A 19,918-nucleotide genomic window follows, 5' to 3' on the forward strand; every position below is an offset into this window, starting at 1 on the left:
ATGCCTGCGGACCAGGGCAGCAGGGGCGACACGGCCAGAGCGCCGACAGAGGCGCCCTGCCCGCCCCCCTGGTCGTGCCTGGATCGATGCGATCCCCGCCGCGCGCGCGCCTCTACCCGAGGCGGACCAGAGCATCCTCGGCACGCGACAGCAGCGCCGCCTTGATGCGCGCCTCGATCGCAACGGCCAGGTCGTCGGCGGACCGCGCCGCGAGATCGGCCCGCAACTTGCCGGCCATCTCGTCCACGCCCGCGCGCAACCGGCTGCTGAGCCGCTCCTCCGACATCACCGCCTTGCGCAGCATGACCGGGATGACCCAGCCACGCACCCGTTCCTTCACCGCTTCCTGTCCGATGAAAAACAGGATCGCTGCACCGAGGAAGCCAATCACCCAGCCGATCGGCCCGGCAATCAGCAGCGCCTTGCCGCTGCCCCCCATCAGCGTGCCCACCACCACCGCGGTGATCAGGTTCACCACGGTGGCGAACCCCTGCACGTGGCTGAAATCGATCGCATCGGCCGTGCGCCCGGCGAACAACTCGCCCGAGACCTGCGTGGTCGGCTCGATCACCAGCGCGCGGCGGGAAAGCCGGTAGCGGTCGCAGATCGGGTCGGTCAACGCCTCCAGCCGCTGCGCCAGCCCCGGCAGCCAGGCCTGCGCCACCTCGGCGATCGCCTGGCGGCCATCGGCCGAATCCACCCAGGCCGCCGCCGCCACCTCGGTCTGGCGTTCGAAATCCTGCAAGGTCGCGATCTGACCCAGCCGCCAGGCACGGCCCCAGGGCAGGATGACCCGCTCGGCGATGCGCTCGGCCAGGACGGGAGCCAGGGCATCGAGCAGGCGCGGCAACTCCGCGCGCACCATCTCGCCGATGGCGCTCGACGCCCCTGGCCGGTCGAGCAAGGAGGGCGCGCACAGCGCCTCCACCTCGCGGGTGAAGGCGGCGGCGCGCAACTTGCTGCGGCCCCACCAGGCCAGCCCCTTGGCGATGGCGAGCTCGGGCGCCTTGCCGCGCAGCACACGGGTACGGGGGAAGATCTCCTGCGCGATTCGGGTGACGAACCCCATGCGGGACGCCCCGCCGGTGAACAGCACCAGATCCGGATCGCCCTCGATCACGCCACGGGCCGCGTCCAGCGTGGTGCGATAGGCGTCGGACCAGCCCAGCCCGTCGAGCAGGGGCTGAGGCGCCGCCAACGCCGCCTCCATCGCCGGGCGATCGATCACGGCGCGCAGCAGCACTTCCTCGCCGCGACCGAGCTCGTAGTCGAAGATGTTGCGCGCCTTCGGCTCCGGCACGCCGCTCGCCTCAGCGTTGAAATATTCCTCCTTCAACGTGCGCCAGGACAATTCGTCGAAGGCGTGGCGGGCCGGATGCTTCTGGTAGAAGGCGCGCAGCTTCGCCGCGTCCTCGTGCCGCGCCACCGCCTGCGCCAGCAGGGTCTGCTCGATCAGCCCCGCCCCCAGGGCGTTGTTGCCGAAATCGAGCGGCAGCGGATTGAGGTCCTGCACCAGCGTGAAATCGGCGGTTGACGAGCCAAGGTCGACCACCAGGACCCGCCCATAGAGCTGGTCGATCTGCACCTGCAGCTCGCCGGATTCGCGCGCATGCATGAAGGCGGCACGGGATTCCGGCACGAACTCGACCTGGCCCAGCCCCGCCGCTTCCAGCGCCTCGCGATAGCGGCGCAGCCGGTGGATGCCGTCGCGCGCGGTGGTCCAGCCGGAGGGCACGCCGACGAAGACCCGCGCTTGCTCCAGTTGCGGCACCTGCCGGCTGTCGACCAGCTCGCGCACCAGCCCGCCGACGAACAAGGTCAGCGCGCGCTCCCCGGGCCAGGGGCCATCCTCGGGCGGCAGCGACTTGAAGCGGACGAACATCTCGACCAGGCGTTCGCTCTGGCGGATGGCATGGTCACCGATCGCGACCTGCCCGTCGTGATCCACCCCGACCACGCTGAGCACGGTCGGCCGGTTGTGGATGGCCAGCGCCTCCGGCTCGTTGGCGGATGCCAGCGTGGTATGGGCGAGCGCGGTCTCGCCATGGCCGAGGTCGAAGCCGATGATCTCGAGATTCTCGGGCATGCGGTCAACCCTCCGGCAGCTCGTAGGCAAGGCCGCGCTTGAGACAGCGCCCACCATGCAGGATGGCGGGCCGCCGGGTGCGGGCACGGGCGGGGGCGCCGTCGATGTCGAAGTGGGAAGCGGTTTCGGGCGCATAGTCAACCGCCTGCAGGTCGCAGGCTTCCAGCACCGCGGGCAGGCGGAACTCGGCCTTCGCCAGCGCGAACTCGGCGCGCGAGCGGGTCACCGCCTCCAGCAGGTCCTGCAGGAAATCGAGCGTGGTGTCGTTCAGCGGCGTCGGTTCGGAGCGGGCGGCGCGCCGGCGTTCGGCGTGCTCGACCAGCGTATCGATCTCGGCCAGCGCACGCCGCACCGCCGCGACCATTGGTTCGGGATGCAGGCTCCCGCCGCGCGATGGCGGTGGCGGCGGCGGAGGTGGCACCGGCACGGGCTGGCTCGGCCGGGGCGGCTCGGCCTGGAGGCGATAGGCGCGGAAGCTGCGCCAGGCCACGACACCGGACGCGACCGCGGCGCCCAGCACCAGCGTGGTACCGAAGAGCCCGCCCTGGAACGGCAGGGCCGCCAGGGCACAGCCGAGCGGAATGGCCGGCACCAGATCCGGGGTCGCCGCGACCGGCCGGGGCGACAGGGGGGGCGAAGGCGGCGGCTGCCAGACCGGCACCACCGGCGCGGGGGGCGCCAGCTCGCAGCCCAGCAGCACATCCACGGTGGCGATCAGGGCGGCGGCAGCCTGTTCGACCAGGCGTCGGGCTTCCAGCCCGGGAGCATTGTAGGCCTTGGCCGCCTGATCGATGGCGGCGGCGGTCAGGGCAGCGGCACGGTCAGGCGTCGGCTCGGCCCGGATGGCCCGACTCAGGCTGTCGGCATCGAACAGTTCGGCAAGTGTCGGCATGAAACACCTCGAACGGCTGCACGGGCCGCAATAGTTTCATCTTTAACCTGTGCCAGGGATCGCGGCAATCTGCCCCCCTCCCGCGCCCCGGGGAATGGTGGAATTGCACTACGGGCGCCGCAACCTGGAATCGACACGACACCGCCGCACCCGGGATGGCGCGGCGGTGTCGTGTCGGCGAGGTCGCGGCACCGGCTGCGTGCCAGGATGGCACGCAGCCGTTCCCATGCCCGGTCAGGCCCGCATGGCCCCCAGGAATTGTCCGACCGAAGCTTCCAACTGGTCGGAATGGCCATGCAGCGCCTCAGCGGTGGCGACGACGTCGCCGGCACAGCGGTCGGTTTCCTCCGCCGCCGCCAGCAACGGCGCGGTGCCGGCCGAGACGAGCGCCGCCCCTTGTGCCGCCTGCTGGATGCTGCGGGCGATATCCTCGGTCGCGGTGCCCTGCTGCTCGACCGCCGCGGCGATCGCGCTGGCGATGTCGCGCATCCGCGTGATGGTGCCGCCGATGTCGCGCATCGCCGCCGCCGTCCTCTGGGTCACCGAGTGGATGGCATTCACCTGCTGGCGGATCCCCTCGGTCGCCTTGGCAGTCTGCGCCGCCAGCGCCTTCACCTCGGTGGCGACGACGGCGAAGCCCTTGCCGGCCTCCCCGGCCCGCGCCGCCTCGATGGTGGCGTTCAGCGCCAGCAGGTTGGTCTGGCCGGCGAGCGCGTCGATCATCGCCACCACCTCGCTGATATGCTGCCCGGCCTGCGCGAGCGTCTCGATCGTATCGGCCGATTCACCCGCCTGCTGCACGGCCTGGCGGGCGACCTCGGCGGATTCGGTGACCTGGCGGGCGATCTCGCGCACCGAGGCGGCCAGTTCCTCGGCCGCGGCCGCGACCGATCCGACATGCGCCGAGGTCTGGCCCGCCGCCCCGGCCACCGTCTCGCCCTTGCTCTTCGCCTGCCCGGAGGCGCGGCGCATCGTCCCGGCACTTTGCTGCAGCCCGGCGACGCCATCCTTCAGGCCCGCCACCAGATCCTGCACGCTGGCACGGAATTCCTGCTCGAGCCGGACCATCAGGTTGTGCCGCTCCGCCTCGGCGCGCCCGCGGGCCTGCTCCTGCTCCGTCTCCAGCCGCTGCACCGCCAGGGCATGCTCGCGGAACACGCTGACGGCCCGGGCCATCCGGCCCAGCTCGTCGCCCCGGCCCTCATGCGGAATGACGACGTCGAGCCGTCCATCGGCGAGTTCACCCATGGCCCGGGTCAGGACCAGGATCAGCCGGGCAATGCTACGGCCGATCGCCCAGGCGAGCAGAACCCCCAGGCCGATCGCCGCCGCCGCGGTGACGAAGCCGGTCTGGCGGCTGGTATCGACCGTTTCCCGCATCTCGCCGACCGCGCCGTGCAACGCTTCCAGGCTGCGCTCGCGTTCGGTGGCCACCGCCGTCATCACCGCCTTGGTCGCGGTTTCGCGGGCCGCCGAGGCGGCCCGCAGACGCCCCTCCGTCCCGATCAGCTCGGCAAAGGCATCGGCGTAGCTCTGCAGCGGCGCCGCCAGGGCCGCGGTGAACTTCCTGAGGCGCCGGTTGCCTTCGGCCAGGCCGGCGAAGCGGGTGATGCGCTCGCGCAGCGTCTGCAGCGTGAGCCCGGCGGCACCGGCATCGGCCGGGTTGCGCGACAGCAGGAAGCCCTGGACGGCCGAATTGGCTTCCTGGAAACCGAGCGCGACGTCCAGGCCGGCCCGGATCATCTCCGGCTCGCTCTGGCCGGCCATCTGCTCGGCAATTGCCGAGGTGGTGGTGCCGAGCTCGATCGCCGCCGCCTGCACGCGCTGCGTCGCGTCACGCAGTTCCTGCACGACCTTGAACGTGCCATTGGCGCTCTGGCGATAAGCAGCGATGAGCCCGCCCAGCCGGGCCGCGTCGGCCTGGCCGCGCCCCGCGAGCGCCTCGTCGAGCCGGGTAATGCTCGCCTCGGCTTCCTGCTGGTTCAGCACGGTCGGGGACAGGGCGTATTGCGCAAGGCGCGCATGCGCCTCGGCCACGCCCAGCGCGACGGACATCGCCGTCGAGGCATCAGCGGTGTGCCGGCCGACACGCGTCGCCCCGTCCTCCACCGCCAGGGTGCTGCGCAACTGCACGGCCATCAGGACCAGCAGCAGCGCCAGGATGACGGCAAAGCCGCCAAAGATCCGGGCCCGCAGCGAAACCGAAGCGGGCCAGGATGCAAACGGGACGAACCGCATCACATGTCCTTTCCTGGGATCTCAGGCGACGCGGCGGATGCGCTCGATCCGGTCACGGCCGAAGCGCTTCTCGAATTCCGGCATCACCGCCGCGAGGGCCCGGCCGAAGGCGGCGCGATCGATCCCGTCCACCACCTGCATGCCGGCCTGGCGCAGCGCCGCCACGCCGGAGGCATCCGCGGCCCCGGCAGCCTCACGCGACACACGCGCGCCGGTGCGGGCAGCCTCCGCCAGGATCGTGCGGTCCTCGGGCGACAGTTCCTCCAGCGTATCGGGGGACGCGGCCAGCACCGCCGGGTCGTAGACATGGCCGGTCAGGCTGAGGAAACGCTGGACCTGGTCGAAGCGCGAGGCCCGGATGACCGCGATCGGATTTTCCTCGCCGTCGAACTTGCCGGTCTTGAGCGCATCGAACAGCAAGGGAAAGGCCAACTGGCTGGCGGTGGCGCCGAACGCCTCGAAGCCGATCCGCATCACCTCCGACTGCGGCACGCGGATACGCAGCCCCTTGAAGTCGCCCGGCGTGGCAATCGGCAGGCGGGAATTGGTGACATGGCGCAGGCCGTTCTCGCCCCAGGCCAGCGCCGTGACGCCCTTGGCCGCGAGCAGGCGGCCGAACTCGACCCCGAGCTCGCCATCGAGCACCGCATGCGCATGCGCCAGGTTGCGGAACAGGAAGGGGATGTGCACGACATCGGTTTCCGGCACGATGCTCGGCAGGCCCACCCCGGTGATGAAGGCGAAATCCACCGTGCCGAGCTGCACGGCCTTGACCAGCTCCACGTCACCGCCAAGTACGGCATTGGGAAATTGCTGGATCTGGATCCGTCCGCCGGTGCGGCGCGCCACTTCCTCGGCGAAGGCCGTCGCCCCCGCGGCGAGATGGGAATCAGCCGCGAAGATATGGCCAAGCCGGAGCGTGCGGGCGGCATGGGCACGGCGCATGCCGCCAGCCGCCGTCGCCGCCACGCCGGTCGCGGCGGCGGCCAGAAGATGCCTGCGAGAAACCATGGGGGTACGTGCTCCATCCGCTGTTGCGCCACACAGCATCGGGGCAGGATCTGAAGGACCGGATAACGACGCGGGCCACCTCTCGCGGGAATCGTGGCAAATCGCCGCCGTCCCGCCCGGCCCTGACCGCAGGACCGCCTATCTCACGATTGCGTGATAACGGGCAAGGCCCGCCCGGCCCACCGGCACCCGCGCCGATCGGTGGAACCACGGTCCGCCATGAGGCCTTAGGGGCTGGGCAGAACGGACCGAGCCGCGGGCCGACACAGCTCAGGGGGGCGAATGGCGAAATTCCACCGATTCGAGGACGCCCTCCCCCCCTGGCGCGCCCAGGCGCAATCCCTGCTGGCGGCCGGCCAGGAGCCAACCGCCGCCCCGGACGCCGCCTTCGCCCGCCTCGGCCCCGCCTGCCTGAGCTGGATGGCCGCAGCCGGATGCTGGCCCAACACCGATGCCGACATGGCCCGGGTGGAGGCGGAAATCCTGGCGGCCCTGCATCACCTGACGCTGCCCACGGCGCCGGCGGAGCGGGTCGAGGTCGCGGGATCGGCCTGGGCGGTTCCGGCCGCCGGCGGCGCCGCCCTGGGCGCGCTGCTGGTCTCGCCGCTGACCTGGATCTGGCTGGGCAACCGGGCGATCGGGCTGTTCATCGGCGCGACCCTCGGCGCCTACCTGGCGGTCCGGGGGCTGGCGATGCTGCTGGAGCGTCCCGCCCTGGTCGCGGCCGTGCGCTCCGCGGCCACGCTCTCCGGCGGGGGCATGGTCGTGGGCGGCGTGTGGCGGGCGATCCGGGGCCAGTCCATCGGCCTGTTCCGCTCCGTCATGTGGCTGGCGGTCGCCCCGTTGCTGCTGACCCTGCTGCAGAAGCAGATGACGCAGCTCCGCGCCGGCCCATCGCGGCCGGGGGCAGGGTTGCGGCAAGCCGACCGCACCCATCTGGCCGACCTGGCGCTGGCCGTGTGCTGGGCACACCCGGACCGGTTGTCGCCGCGGCCGCCCGCCGTCCGGAGCGGGACCGAGGCCCTGACCGGCGCGGTCTGGCTCGCCATTTCCCGCCTGCGCACGGAATGGCAGCGCGGCAAGCCCGACAAAGAGCTCGCCGCCGCCTGCGAGGAGCTGTTCCAGCGCTTCGAGGAGGACGGCTACGAATGGCGCTTCGTCCCGCGCGGCCAGCCCTACACGGCGGAGCTGGTCGGAACCTTCGACAGCTTCGGAGCCATCGCCCCCGGACAGCCCGTGCGCACGCGCCGGGCGGCGATCGCGCGCCAGGGGCAGATCATCCAGAAGGGCGAGGTCCGCCGGGCCTGAAGCCGACGAGCCTAACGCCGCCGCCCCCAAGGCAAACGGGCCGGCATCGCAACGTCAGGACGGAGCCATTCATGCCCACTTATCTCGGCATCGATTTCGGCACCAGCAACTCCCATGTCGCCTATTGCCACGACCCGGGCGAAGGCCCGCTGACGGCGCTGCCGATCCGCCTCGGCGGCGCCACCTCGGTCGCGACCTGCGTGCTGTGGCACTGCCCGCCCGGCGCGCCACCCGCCGTCGTCGCCTTCGGCACCGTCGCCGTCGAAACCTGGAGCCAGTTCGAGCCGCAGGACCGCGCGCAGCACCGCATCGCCTACGGCTTCAAGCCGGATATCGGCCGCTCCGCCCGCGCCAGGGCGGATGCCGTCGCCTTCCTCGGCAAGCTGCAGGAAGCCAGCGTCGCCGTGCAGCCCGCCGCCGTGCGGGACGGGCTGGTCGTGATCGGCGTGCCGGCCGAGATCGACCAGGAGCATCGCGACCAGACGGGCGAAATCGCGCGCGAGGCCGGCTTCGGCAAGGCCATCTGCGTGGATGAGCCGCTCGGGGCGCTGGCCTACCATCTCAACAACGGCAGCATCAGCCCGGCCGAGGCGCGCGGCGGCGTGGTCGTCGTCGATTTCGGCGGCGGCACCATGGATCTCGCCCTGGTCGACGCCGAGCAGGGGCTGCGCGCGCCCTGGGGCGACCCGGTGCTGGGGGGGCGCCTGTTCGACGACCTGTTCTATCAATGGATCCAGGACCAGAACGGCGCCTTCGAGGTCGACGAGCGCGAGGCCATGGCGGTCTGGCAGAAGGAATGCCGCGAGCTCAAGGAAAGCTTCTCCCGGCGCTGGAGCATGCTCGGCGATGGCATGGCCGATTTCCGCTACCGCATCGACGTGGGCGAGAGCCGCAAGACGCTGCGCAACGCCTCGGTGGCCGAGTTCATCGCCCGGGCACGCGGCTATCGTCCGAGCGCCCTTGCGCTGCGCTACTTCCAGGAATTCGGCCTGCCGGCCCCGCTGGCCTCGGGCCGGCCGATCGACCTGCTCGACTGGATACGCCGCACGCTGGAACACGAGGGACAGGACGAGGCGGTCCGGGGCGAGACGATGCAGGGCCGGTTCAGCAAGGTCATCCTGACCGGCGGCAGTTCCGAATGGCCGTTCATGCGCGACCTCGCCGCCCGCGCCTTCGGCGTCGATCCGCGCAGCGGCATCCTGCGCTCGGACGATCCCGAGGCCACGGTCGGCGCCGGGCTCGCCCTCTACAACGCGCTGCGGGCGCGCCACCAGGCACGGCGCGCCGGCATCGCCGCCGCCGCCCCCCCTGCGCGCGAGGAATTCGCCGCCGCGGTCTCGGTGCGGCTGGACCGTTTCGCCGACGACGTGGCGCAGGCCACCGTCGCCGCCATCATGCCGCGCATCGAGGAGGTGTTCCGCACCTGGTACCACCAGGGCGGCACGCTGACGGCGGTGGAGCAGGAAACCACGCGGATCTGCACCGAATTCGAGCCCGAGGCGGTCCGCCTGGTGGAGACCACCTGGCGGATGCTCGACACCGACCTGCTGCGCTTCCTGCGCGACCACCTGCTGGATTTCCTGCAGACGCATGAAATCCGCCGTGACGTGGCGCGCTACATCCCCGATTCGATCACCGCGGTGTCGCTGATCGGCGTCGGCGGCAGCGCCGGCGACCGGATCGCGGCGGAACTGGGCGGCTTCGCGGCGGACATGGCAACCTTCGCCGCGGGCATCGGCACCTTCATCATCGCCGCGATCCACCTCCACGTGGTCGTGCTGCTCGCGATCGCCCATCCGGTGCTCGCGGTGGTGGCCGGGCTCGGCACGCTCGCGGCCTGGCTCGGCTTCAGCACCGCGGTCGGCTCGGCCATCGAAAGCACCGTCCGGAACCACGACTTCAACCTGGCCAGCCGCAGCATCCTGCACATCGCCATGTCCGAGAGCGCCTTCATCCGCAAGCTCGCCGAGGGCCGCGCCGCCGCCCAGCGCGAGCTGAGCCACAAGATCATGGAGGGGCTCGAAGGCCGCGGCGAGGGCAAGGACGGCATCGTCAAGGCCGCCGCCGCGGCCTTCGACGCGGTGGTGGCGCAGGCGATCGCGGATCTGGGCGTGCTCGAACAACTGGCGCCGGGCGGGGCGCCGCGCATGGCGGAACTCGCGCCCGGCTAGACTGAAGGCGAGCCGGCCACGGCGCCGATGCGCCGAGGCCCGGCCTTGTATCCGCGTCCATACCGGCGTGGCGAGCACCCCATGACCCGCCTGAACGCCGTGCTGAACGCGCTTTCCGATTCATATCCGAGCGAGACAGCGACCGCGGACACGGAATCGCCCGTATTCTCCAGCCTCTCGCAGGCAAGCAGCATCCGCCAGCGCGTCACGTACTGCATCGGCGGCTCACCGACGCTTTCCCTGAACCGGAGCGCAAATGTCGATCGCGACATGCCGGCGATCCCGGCAAGCGCCTGCAAGGTCCAGCGATGGGCGGGATCGGCATGGATCGCCGTGATCGTGGCACCGAGCTGCCTGTCCGCCAGGGCAAAGAACCAGCCGGCGCGTCGGCCCTCGCCCATGTCCAGGTGAACGCGCAGCGCCTGCACCAGCATCAGATGGGCCAGATGCCGGACCACGAGGGCGTTGCCGGGCCGCCCTTCACGCAGTTCCTTCATCATCTGCTCGACCGACCATAGCAGCGCGGCCTGTTCGGATCGCCCACGGATGTGCACGATCGGGGGAAGCAGATCCAGCAGCATGTCGACGTGATTGCCGCTGACGCCGAAGCGGCTTCCCACAAGCAACATTCCGCCACCGCCATTGATCCTGACCACGCCCCCCCGGCGCGCGGGCGGGAATATCTCATGGGCTTCGATCGCAGGCGCGTCCAGGCTGCTGCCCAGACGGAAGGGACGTCCGCCCGGCAGTACGAAGCAGTCCCCGGCCTCCAGCCGTACCGGTTCGCCGGCATCCGCCACGGCGAGCCAGCAGCCCCCCGACACGACCGCGTAGCATTTGATGAGCCGGTGCTGGTCACCGAACCGGACGGCCCAGTCCCCGCCGGCCTCGAAGCCGGACGACACATAGGCATGAGGCCTGAGCAGCGACAGAACGTCGGACAGCGGATCCATCGGCATTTCGGACGATCGCGAAGGTATTGCGGATCATCTAGCATGGATCGTCCTGGAACGCCCACCTACCCTGCCGCCCGAACACGAACGCCGACGCCGTCGCGCGCACGGGACGCGCACAGGAGCCCACCATGATCGTCGTGACCGCCCCGACCGGAAACATCGGGCACCAGGTCCTCGAAATCCTGCTCAGGGCCGGCGCGCCGATCCGCGTCATCGCACGCAATCCAGGGCATCTGCCGGACAAGGTTCGCGACAAGATCGAGGTGGTGGAAGGCTCGCATGGCGAGGCCGCCGTCGTGGAGAAGGCGTTCAGGGGGGCCGAGGCGCTGTTCTGGCTCGCGCCGCCGGATCCCGCGGCATCCTCCGTGACGGCCGCCTATGTCGACTTCACCCGGCCGGCCGCCGCCGCCCTCAAGGCCAGGGGGATCCGCCGCGTCGTCGGGATCACCGCCCTCGGCCGGGGCAGCCCGCTTGCCGACAAGGCCGGCCACGTGACGGGCTCACTGGCGATGGACGACCTGATCGCCAGCACCGGCGTCGCCTTCCGGGCACTGGCTATGCCGTCCTTCATGGACAACATCCTCCGCCAGGCGGCGGCCATCCGGGACCAGGGCAGGTTCTTCTCGCCGATTTCGGGCGATCGCAAGCTGCCGGGCTGCGCCACCCGCGACATCGCCGCGGTCGCGGCGCGCTGGCTTCTGGACGATGGCTGGAGCGGCCAGGGCGACGTGGCGATCCTTGGCCCGGAAGACATCTCGTTCAACGAGATGGCCGGGATCATGTCGGAGGTGCTCGGCAGGCCGATCCGTTTCCAGCAGATCGGCTTCGACGCCTACAAGGCCCGCTTCCTGCAGTCCGGCCTGTCCGGCGCCATGGCGCAAGGCATGGCCGACATGGCCCGGGCCAAGGATCTCGGCATCGACCTGACTGTCCCGAGAACGCCGGAAAATTCCACGCCGACGCGCTTCCGCCAGTGGTGCGAGGACACGCTCAGGCCCGCCGTGACGGACCCTGCGCCCTGACCGCTACCGGAGAGGGAGAAAACTGAACAGCCGGGGAGGTTCCGCCGCCCGCTCGACGGTATCAACGCGCAGCCCCGCGGTCAGGATGCTCCTGATCCCCGGGATCATGATGCCTTCCTGCTTGCAGGACTTGATCAGCGCCATCGCGCATTCCCGCGTGTAGCGGTCACGGGTGCGCAGCAACTGCCGCAGCATGCTTTTCGAGGAATCCGGATCCAGGAAATCATCGCGGCTCAGGATGATGTTTTCGCCGTTGTGATGCGCCTCGAACAGATCCGGATCGAAGGTCAGCGCGCGCAGCGACAGCAGGATCACCAGCATCGAGAAGTGGTCGAGGGTCGCATTGAAATGCCTCGGCTTGCGGGCGGGATGCTGGAAGTTGACGCCACCCAGCAGGTTCGCCGCCAGCCCCTTCATTTCGGGCAGGAACATCGAATCGTAGTCGATCAGCTTGAGCTTGCTGCCCGGAACGATGATCACGTTGTCATGCTTCAGGTCGCCATGCGCGACCCCGCGCTCCAGCAGGTCCAGGCACAGCCGCGCCCAGGCCCTGGTCAGGGCCGCCAGCGCCTGACGGTTTCCCTTGCTGCAGATCGTCCGGATCGCCGCCCCGAGCGACCTTCCCTCCAGCCAGGGCATGGTCACCACCGGGTAGTCGCCGGACGTGGCCACGGTGGAGGTGACGTAGACCTCCCGCGGCAGGTAGCTCAGGTCGACCATGCAGGCAGGACGGTTGGTGCGGATGTAGCGGGCGATGGCGCGGTAACGCCGTTCCAGCTCCGGCATCGCCCGGGTGAAGCACTTGAGCGCCAAAGGGTGGCCCTGCAGGTCACGGACCCTGAACACGCCGGCGAAGTTGCCAGCGAAGAACAACGGCTGCTGGAACTGGTCGAGCTCGGGGGTTATCTCGAGAGTGGTGAACCGGGTCTTGGCATTGGCCAGCGCCTTCCGATAGTCGGTAATCAAGGGAAAGCTCACAATCCCTCCCCGGCACCGGATCCGGAAGACGGATCGGACGGCGCGATGTCGATCATAATCAGCGTGGAATCATCATCGGCCAGCACGCCCTCGCCATGGCGTGCCGCCACCACGGCGGCGAACCCGGCTTCGCTCGCCAGGCTGTCCGCCAGCGTGTCCATTTCCTCGGCGAAGGATGGCACCGAGCGCGCCAGATGCCGGCCGATCGCAGCCCCGACCCGGCTGCCCGGACTGGTGCGCAGGGAGCGGAACTCGTCAAGCAGCGCCGCGGCCGGTTCGGACAGCGTGGCCCCGGCCAGGCCACGATCCAGCGCGGCCAGATAGCGCAGGAACAGGAACTGCCCGACGCCGTCGGTGGCCAGCACCACGGTGGCGCGCGCGGGCAGTTGCAGCGAACCGCTCCTGAGCGCCGCCGCGGTCGGCAGCATCTTCCAGCTCAGCAATGACGGGTCCTGGTCGAAGGCCCGCAGGCTTCCCGGGTGACCCACCAGCAACGCCCAGCCCGGCCCGGTGCGATCGAACACCAGCATCGGGCTGTCGCCATAGACGGTCCAGCGACAGGACACCCCGTGCTGATCGGATTCTTCCAGCCAGCAGGCCGTCAACGTCGCGAACGAACCTTCGCGCATGAACTTGCTGTGCTTGCGCGGCTCCGCCTTCGCACGTTCGGAGAAGCTGCGCTGGAACTCCAGGCAGAACCCTTCCAGCCACTGGTTCAGCGCGGCGATGCCGGTCAGCGGCTGATCCGGCAGCCGGGTGAGCAGCGTCTCGGCCCAGGGGCCGCAGAACAACCCGGACCCGCCGGCGCCGTCGGCCACCGCCGCCAGCATCCCGTGCTTGCCGGAGGACAGGCGGAAACGATCTTCGTTCTGCCGCCAGACCGTATTCTGCCCGTGGGTGAAGCTGTCGTTGCGCGGCTTGACCACGGACTGGCCTCGCACGCGGCGAATTCCGGATCCGGCAAGAGAGCGATCCAAAGCGTTGTCTCCTTCTCCCCCGAACGTCGCCGGATCGGGGGCTGGCGTCACCGGCGCACCGGCCTGAGCAGTCCCACCGGTCACGACAGGTCCGTTGTCCGGTTCCGGCGACACCGGTTCCTTTGTCACGGCCATTCCCCCCGTGACCGAGGGTGACATGAAGGCATCGGGTCCGGTGCCGGCGATCAGCCCCCGGGCATCATCCGGCCGCACCGGATCACGCCGCGCCCGCAGCCGAGGCCGCGCTCGCGCCCCCCCCGGAACAACATGCGATTGCCTTGCCGCGGCAGGCCGACGGGGGCACGCCGGCATCCGGGACCCCTTCACCATGCGGCGAAGCGCAATCCGGCCCGGGTGGCGAAGCGAACGACGGGGCCGCCCTTGATCGGTCCGGGGCAAAGCCCTGTCCTGCCCACGCGGCGCATCAATAGGGGCGTGCCGCCCGCCCCCGTTCCGGCGCCACGAAGGTGAAGGCCTGGCGCGTGCCGATGTCCAGCAGCTTGATCAGCGCCACCGCATCGGCATTGAAGGCCATGCCGCGCATCGTCGGCGTCTTCTCGAAATCACGGCCGAAGATCTCGCAGATGATCGCCCGGTGACGATCCGACAGCTCGCTCGACATCTCGAACAGCAACTTGGCATAGGGGGCCCGGGGCAACTGCATGGGGTTCCAAGGGAACACCACCGGCGCATCGCCGCCGCCGGAGATGTGGCAGTTGATCAACAGAGCCTGGCCGTCGCTGGTTTTCAGGGCGGTCAGCCGGCGCGTGGTCGCCAGCAATTCCTCCTCGGTGTTGACGTCGTTGGCCATGCCGTCGGTGATGTTGATCACCACCGGCGGGAAGGAGGTGGGATGTTCGTAGATCCATTCCTCCAGCGTCACCGTCGCCAGGCGAAACGCGGCATTCATCGGGGTGCTTTCGCCGACGATCGGCTCGACCCATCGGGAAACCGTGATGCGCTCGTTCACCAGTTGCCCGCGCACATCGACCGAGACTTCCTTTTCCACCGCCTGGGCGCTCTCGGCCACTTCGGAGATCGGCACCAGCCGCTTGCCGGCCAGGCGGCCCTGCCAGCAGAAATCAGGGCGCGTGGTCCGGCCATAGCCGATCAAACCGATATCGAAATAATCCCGCACACCCTCGTCGCGCATGCAGCGGTTGACCAGTTCCTCCAGCGTGGCGTTCAGGGCATCGGCGACCACGGTGGCCCGGCTGAGCGCGCCATCGTTGTCGTCATGGCTGAACGTCTGGCCCATCGATTTCGATTGATCAATCAAAAACAAAAAGACGCCGCGACGATCGCGGCTAATTTCCTGTGAATATGCCATATGTCACCACTTCAACCATACCGGTCCGGGGTCGATTCTCGTTTTCCCGCCGGCAAACTATCATCTGATGCTGACAAAAGACAAGAAGTCACCTCACCTCTGATAATGAGATTTGGCTATTTTTTGAGCAATAACCACGGTTCTGGAGCGCCCTTGACCCCAATGATTCCGTTCCTCCTGGCGCACAACATGTACCTTGACGCAAAAAACCGACGAAAATTTGCTACCGACTCGGTAATCTGTTTATGATGTTTGGTAATTATTTAAGAATCTGGCGCAGCGCCAGAGAAAGATAGTCCCGGAAGCTGCCCCTGCCGCGTGCCGATACCGCGCGGCGGCATCAGTCCTCCAGCACACAGCCTCCGCCGGCCTGCTCACCGCGGGCGACCTGGTGGACATACGCCATGACCAGGAGATTGCAGGCGCCCATCATGACGAAGGGCGCGAACGGGCCGATCCGGTCGAACAGCACGCCGCCCGCTTCCAGCAGGACGACCATGCCGAGCCCCCCCACGGCATTGAGCGCCCCCATCACCGCCCCGCGCATGTCCTGCGGCGCCTCGTCGAAGGCGATCACATCCGGCGCCAGCAGCGCGCCGGCCTGCCCCAGGGCGATCAGGGACATCGGCAGCAGCACCAGCCAGCCGAAGGGATTGACCACCAGCCCCATCGACACGAAGCCGACCGCCGAGACCGCCATCCCGATGCCGATGGCATTCAGCCGCCCCAGGCGATCGACCACCCGCCCCCAGCCCAGGCTGGTCAGCATCAGCAGCAGACCGAGCAGGCCGAGCACCAGGCCGGCATGGGCGGCCGCCTGTTCCTGGCTCCTGCCGGCCAGTTCGGCGAAATAGATGGTCCACAACATGGTGAACAAGCCGACCATGGCGACGTTGCCGCGTGCCAGCAGGGCCGCGACCAGCGCCACCCGCAGGCGCGGCCGGTGCCGCACCAGATCCCCGAGCGCCTGCCAGGGAATCAGGTGCCAGCCCCCCCGCCGCGGTGGCGCGGCGCGCCCGTCCGGCCCGGCCGCGATGCCGCCCAGCAGGCCGGCGGCCAGCCATGCACCGGCCAGGGCCAGCGCGGCGTTGAACAGCATCACCAGGGTGATTCCGGCATGGCGCGGCATCTGCATCACCACGGCGAACACCAGGGTGCTGCCAAAGGCCATCATCGAGGTCGCATTGGACATGCCCCGCGCCCGGCCCTCCCGATCGGTGAAATCCCCGGCGAGAATGACCAGTTGCGGCCAGATCGCGCAGCCGCCCAGCGCCATCACCATGCGCGCGACGAAATAGCAGGCGACACCCCCGAGCCCCAGCGCCGCCCCGAGCGTGGCACTGAACGGCGCCAGCAGCGCACCCGCGGCGCCGACCAGGAAGCCGCCCACCAGCACCGGCACGCGGCCGCAGCGGTCGGACAGGGCCGCCGCCCCCGCCACCACCAGCAGCGTCAGCACTTCGGCGGCCACGGCGAGGCTGGCATTGACCATGCCGGCACTGTCGAGGGAAACGCCGAGCACCCGGCGCAGGAACAACGGCTGCATGGCCGTCGCCAGGGTGATGAACATCATCGCGACCGCGCCGACCAGATAGAGCGCGTTCCACTGCCGCGAGGTCGGCAGCGCCTGCGGATCGGCAGGCATCGTCGCCGGAAGGGAGGGATACGCCATGTCCTGTCCGGATCAGTGGCCGCCGATGAACATCCGCACCGCCACCGCCAGCATCAGTGCGGAGAAGATCGCCTTCAACGGCCGGCGCGGCGCCAGCCGGGTCAGATGCGCGCCGACGATGCCGCCGATGAACGAGGCCGGGATCAGCACCAGCGCCAGGGTCAGCGGTGCCGCCCAGTCGATCAGGCCGGTGCTGACACCGTGGGAGAAGCCGAGGATGGTGCCGGTCAGCGAGGCGCACAACACCAGCGCCGCGCTGTTGGCGATGGCGTTCTTCAGCGGCACCTTGCTGATGTAATGCTGCAGCGGCACCTCCACCACGCCGCCGGTGATGCCGAGGATGCCACTGATCACCCCCATGGGCAGCCCCAGCAGGGCCGAGGGCGCCAGCTCTCCCGCGCCCAGGCCGGACAGGCCGGATGTCCGCTCGCGCGGCTCGTCATCCTCCTCGGCACCCGGGCGTGGCGCCGCCGCCTGGGCCGCCCCCTGCCGGGACAGCAGCAGCTCGTCGGGGGAGTTGGACCATGCCTCATGCGCGCCCTTGATTGCAATCAGGGTCGCGAACATCCCCAGCAGGACCTCGACCAGGCGATCGCCGATGGCATTGCCGATGAAGTAGCCCGCCACCACCCCCAGCATCGCCCAGGGCGCCAATGACCGGACCTTGTCCCACATGATCAGGCCATTGCGGTCATGCTTCAGGGTCGAGGCGCCGTAGACGAAGATGTTGGTGAGGTAGGCCACCGGCCGGATCAGGAACAGGCCGTAGCCGAAGAACATCATCATGCCGGCGACCAGGAACACGCCGCCGCCCATGGTCATCATCCCGCCGATCACCCCCTTGACGATCGCCAGCAGCATCAGCCCGAGCAGGTCCCGGAGCGCGAACCCGGCGATCCGCGTGCCCAGGGCATGGGCGCGATCGGGCGAGGGCAGCAGGCCCGGCGCCACCGCCAGGGCACCGCTTCCCGGCGGCCCGTTGCCCGCGGCGATGTTGCCCGCGGCGATGGGGCCGCCTTCCTTCCCGCCCCCGGCCCGTGCCCGCTCGGCCGCGACCTGATTGGCCGCGCGCAGCCACCAGGCCGCTGCCCCGCCCAGGGCCGGGCGTCCCGCCGGATCCGGCACGCCCGGTCCCTGGCCCGCCCCGGCCGTCGCGACCGCAACGGCCGGCCCAGGCGTGGCGGAGGCGGCCGGAACCATGCCCGCCGCCCCGGCCATCCTGAACCTGACGACATCCTGGAAATGCGCGTCGATCACGTCGGCCGGCACGACATAGCCGCGGACCGCGCCGCCGGCCTCCTGGACCGCCAGCGCGATCCCCAGCAGCGCTCCATCCCGGTTGATGACCGGGCCACCCCCCTGTTCCCAGGACGTGACGGCATCGGTCGGACGCAGATGGGCGATGGTCACGCCGTCGATCGAAAGCTCGGTCGGCAGGGCCGACATCGTGCCGATCCGGTACACCGGCGTGCCCTGCTCGCCCTGGCCGAAGACGAAGACCGGCTGGCCGCCCAGCCCGGTCGTGGTGTTGGCCAGGGACAGATACAGGAAACTGTCGGGCGACCTGATCTTCAGCAGCACCAGGTCGTGGGTGGGCGCGCGCTTGACGATCTGCGCCGGCATGCTGTGCAGCCCCGAGGCCGTGCGCACCTGGACATTGATCTCGCGCAGCGCCTCGACGGCGTGGAGCGTGGTCAGCACATAGCCGCTGGCCCCGATGATCGCCCCGGAAGCGACGGCACCGCCATTGACCCGGCCGCCCTCGATCCCGACCACCGCCGGCGCGATCGCGTCGATCAGCGACATCGACCCGGTCAGCGCCACGTTGCGCATCATGAAGTCGGTGACCGAGAGATGGTGTTCGTCACCGAAGCGATCGTCGTCCTGGTAGTTGCCCAGCACCAGCACGCCGCACAGCACCGTCACCGCCATCAGCGCGACAATCGCGGCACCGAGAATGCGCCAGGGCCGCTGGCAGAACACAATCGGGTTTTCGCCCTCCGCGACCGATTCGTGCTGCATCCTCATCCCTCGCCGGCGACGGATGGCAACCGGGCAAGGCCGGACCGCCATTGCGAATGGAGCTCGCGATTCTTCCCGATCTCGGCCTCGCAGATTTCGGCGTCGACGGTCAGCGACCCGATATGGCGCACCCGCTCGGCCACCCGTCGCTTCACCTGTTCGCAGATGCCGTGCGCCTGCTCCACCGTCATGTCGGCATCGACCCCGATCACGATCTCCGACCAGATCTGGTGCCCCACCAGCCGTGTCCTGAGCGATTTCACCTCACGCACCCCCTCGGTGGCGCCGACCACGCCGTGGATCACCGCGCGCATCCCGGGATCGAGGCCCCGATCGAGCAATCCCTTGGAAGAATCCCAGAAGACCTTGAAGCCCAGCAGGCTCAGGTCGAGCGCCTCGAAGAAAGCCACCACGGTATCGATCCAGGGAAGGCCGAAGAGATGGGCGGCAACGATGCCCAGCCCGGCAACGCCCGCGGTGATGGCGTCGGAATGGTGGTGGCGGGCCATGATGCGCACCACCGGGCTGTTGCTTTCGATGGCGACGCAGCTCGCGTAGTAGAATCCGTAGACATAGGCGAGGACCGAGACGAACGCCGCCCAGACCGCGATCAACCGGGGCGCCACGTGGTGTTCCACCACGAGCAGGGTGTTGACCGCATGATACAGCAGGTACACGGCCAGGAACAGCAGCACCAGGCCGAACACCAGCGACATGATGAATTCGATCTTGCCGTGTCCATAAGGATGTTCACGGTCGAGCGGCTTGCGGCCAAGCGTGACGCCGACCACGACGAAGACCGAGGTCGCCATGTCCTTGAGCGCGTACATCGCCCCGACCACCAGCGCCTGCGACCCTGCCACCAGGCCGACGAGCAGGTTCATCAGGAACAGGGCGAAGTTGCCCGCCAGACCAAACCAGCCAATGTATTTCGAGCACGTCAGGCAATTCCGGTATCTCATCGCATCGGTCCGCCGTCATGGGCCAAAATCCACGTCGCCATCCTCGAACGCCGCCTGCCTGCGACGGCGCCTTCTGGCCAGGATGCCAAGCCCGGCCAGGAAGCCCAGGCTGAAGGCGGCAAGGATCACCAGGGCCAGCGGAACAGCCACCGGCCGCCCCAGCAGCAGCGATATTTCCACAAAGTTCAGATTTTGCGAGATGAAAAGGAAAATCAGGAAGCCGACGAGGATCCAGATTACCCGCATCGGCATGCCGCCTTCCGGCCCGCCGCGGGACGGGGGGGCCGATCCGA

At 69.4% G+C, this 19,918-nt stretch carries 15 protein-coding genes; 3 read left to right on the forward strand and 12 right to left on the reverse strand.

All coding sequences use genetic code 11. The features are described from left to right. Positions 1 to 112: 112 nt before the first annotated feature. The 4 genes from NBY65_RS00305 to NBY65_RS00320 form a co-directional block, all read right to left on the reverse strand. Positions 113 to 2,086 (reverse strand): Hsp70 family protein, encoded by a 1,974-nt coding sequence (locus tag NBY65_RS00305; protein ID WP_150042950.1) that lies wholly within the window; start codon positions 2,084 to 2,086, stop codon positions 113 to 115. 4 nt (positions 2,087 to 2,090) lie between these two features. After that, a complete protein-coding gene (locus NBY65_RS00310; protein WP_162530725.1) occupies positions 2,091 to 2,978 on the reverse strand; it encodes a hypothetical protein in 888 nt (295 codons plus the stop codon). Positions 2,979 to 3,212: 234 nt separating this feature from the next. Further along, positions 3,213 to 5,216: a methyl-accepting chemotaxis protein gene (locus NBY65_RS00315; protein ID WP_250265606.1), complete on the reverse strand. Its 2,004-nt coding sequence runs from the start codon at positions 5,214 to 5,216 to the stop codon at positions 3,213 to 3,215. A 21-nt stretch (positions 5,217 to 5,237) separates the two neighbouring features. Beyond that, positions 5,238 to 6,227, reverse strand: a complete 990-nt coding sequence (locus NBY65_RS00320) for a TRAP transporter substrate-binding protein (RefSeq protein WP_203330613.1) — start codon at positions 6,225 to 6,227, stop codon at positions 5,238 to 5,240. A 282-nt stretch (positions 6,228 to 6,509) separates the two neighbouring features. Here NBY65_RS00320 and NBY65_RS00325 point away from each other — a divergent pair, with 282 nt between their 5' ends. Together NBY65_RS00325 and NBY65_RS00330 are read left to right on the forward strand one after the other, a co-directional pair. Next, positions 6,510 to 7,535, forward strand: coding sequence for a hypothetical protein (locus tag NBY65_RS00325; protein ID WP_162530726.1), 1,026 nt, complete (start codon positions 6,510 to 6,512; stop codon positions 7,533 to 7,535). A gap of 71 nt (positions 7,536 to 7,606) precedes the next feature. Next, positions 7,607 to 9,706: an Hsp70 family protein gene (locus tag NBY65_RS00330; protein WP_162530727.1), complete on the forward strand. Its 2,100-nt coding sequence runs from the start codon at positions 7,607 to 7,609 to the stop codon at positions 9,704 to 9,706. Here NBY65_RS00330 and NBY65_RS00335 read toward each other — a convergent pair. Beyond that, positions 9,703 to 10,659: an AraC family transcriptional regulator gene (locus tag NBY65_RS00335; RefSeq protein WP_150042955.1), complete on the reverse strand. Its 957-nt coding sequence runs from the start codon at positions 10,657 to 10,659 to the stop codon at positions 9,703 to 9,705. The genes NBY65_RS00330 and NBY65_RS00335 overlap by 4 nt on opposite strands. A 131-nt stretch (positions 10,660 to 10,790) precedes the next feature. On the opposite strand from NBY65_RS00335, the gene NBY65_RS00340 reads away from it, so the two are divergent. Then, the gene (locus NBY65_RS00340; protein WP_150042956.1) at positions 10,791 to 11,684 is read left to right on the forward strand and encodes an NAD(P)H-binding protein; all 894 of its coding nucleotides are present in this window, start codon (positions 10,791 to 10,793) and stop codon (positions 11,682 to 11,684) included. A gap of 3 nt (positions 11,685 to 11,687) precedes the next feature. Here the strand turns inward: NBY65_RS00340 and NBY65_RS00345 are convergent, their stop codons facing one another. The 7 genes from NBY65_RS00345 to NBY65_RS00375 all read right to left on the reverse strand — a co-directional run bounded on the left by NBY65_RS00345 (position 11,688) and on the right by NBY65_RS00375 (position 19,877). Beyond that, positions 11,688 to 12,662, reverse strand: coding sequence for a protein kinase family protein (locus NBY65_RS00345; RefSeq protein ID WP_150042957.1), 975 nt, complete (start codon positions 12,660 to 12,662; stop codon positions 11,688 to 11,690). Then, positions 12,659 to 13,603 (reverse strand): protein phosphatase 2C domain-containing protein, encoded by a 945-nt coding sequence (locus NBY65_RS00350; protein WP_150042958.1) that lies wholly within the window; start codon positions 13,601 to 13,603, stop codon positions 12,659 to 12,661. The genes NBY65_RS00345 and NBY65_RS00350 overlap by 4 nt, the downstream gene beginning before the upstream one ends. A gap of 460 nt (positions 13,604 to 14,063) precedes the next feature. Then, positions 14,064 to 14,897: a hypothetical protein gene (locus NBY65_RS00355; protein ID WP_239002937.1), complete on the reverse strand. Its 834-nt coding sequence runs from the start codon at positions 14,895 to 14,897 to the stop codon at positions 14,064 to 14,066. A gap of 412 nt (positions 14,898 to 15,309) precedes the next feature. Further along, the gene (gene mamH / locus NBY65_RS00360) at positions 15,310 to 16,641 is read right to left on the reverse strand and encodes a magnetosome biogenesis transporter MamH (RefSeq protein WP_150042960.1); all 1,332 of its coding nucleotides are present in this window, start codon (positions 16,639 to 16,641) and stop codon (positions 15,310 to 15,312) included. Between the two features lie 12 nt (positions 16,642 to 16,653). Beyond that, entirely contained in the window at positions 16,654 to 18,663 is a 2,010-nt protein-coding gene (locus NBY65_RS00365; RefSeq protein WP_162530728.1) for a TSUP family transporter, read from the reverse strand. A 2-nt stretch (positions 18,664 to 18,665) separates the two neighbouring features. Further along, positions 18,666 to 19,625 carry a magnetosome biogenesis CDF transporter MamM gene (gene mamM, locus NBY65_RS00370; RefSeq protein ID WP_150042962.1) on the reverse strand — a complete coding sequence of 320 codons (960 nt, stop codon included), beginning with the start codon at positions 19,623 to 19,625 and terminating at the stop codon, positions 18,666 to 18,668. A gap of 15 nt (positions 19,626 to 19,640) precedes the next feature. After that, positions 19,641 to 19,877: a LapA family protein gene (locus NBY65_RS00375; protein WP_150042963.1), complete on the reverse strand. Its 237-nt coding sequence runs from the start codon at positions 19,875 to 19,877 to the stop codon at positions 19,641 to 19,643. Positions 19,878 to 19,918: the final 41 nt, after the last annotated feature.

The sequence above is a fragment of the Rhodovastum atsumiense genome (assembly GCF_937425535.1).
GTDB lineage: Bacteria > Pseudomonadota > Alphaproteobacteria > Acetobacterales > Acetobacteraceae > Rhodovastum > Rhodovastum atsumiense.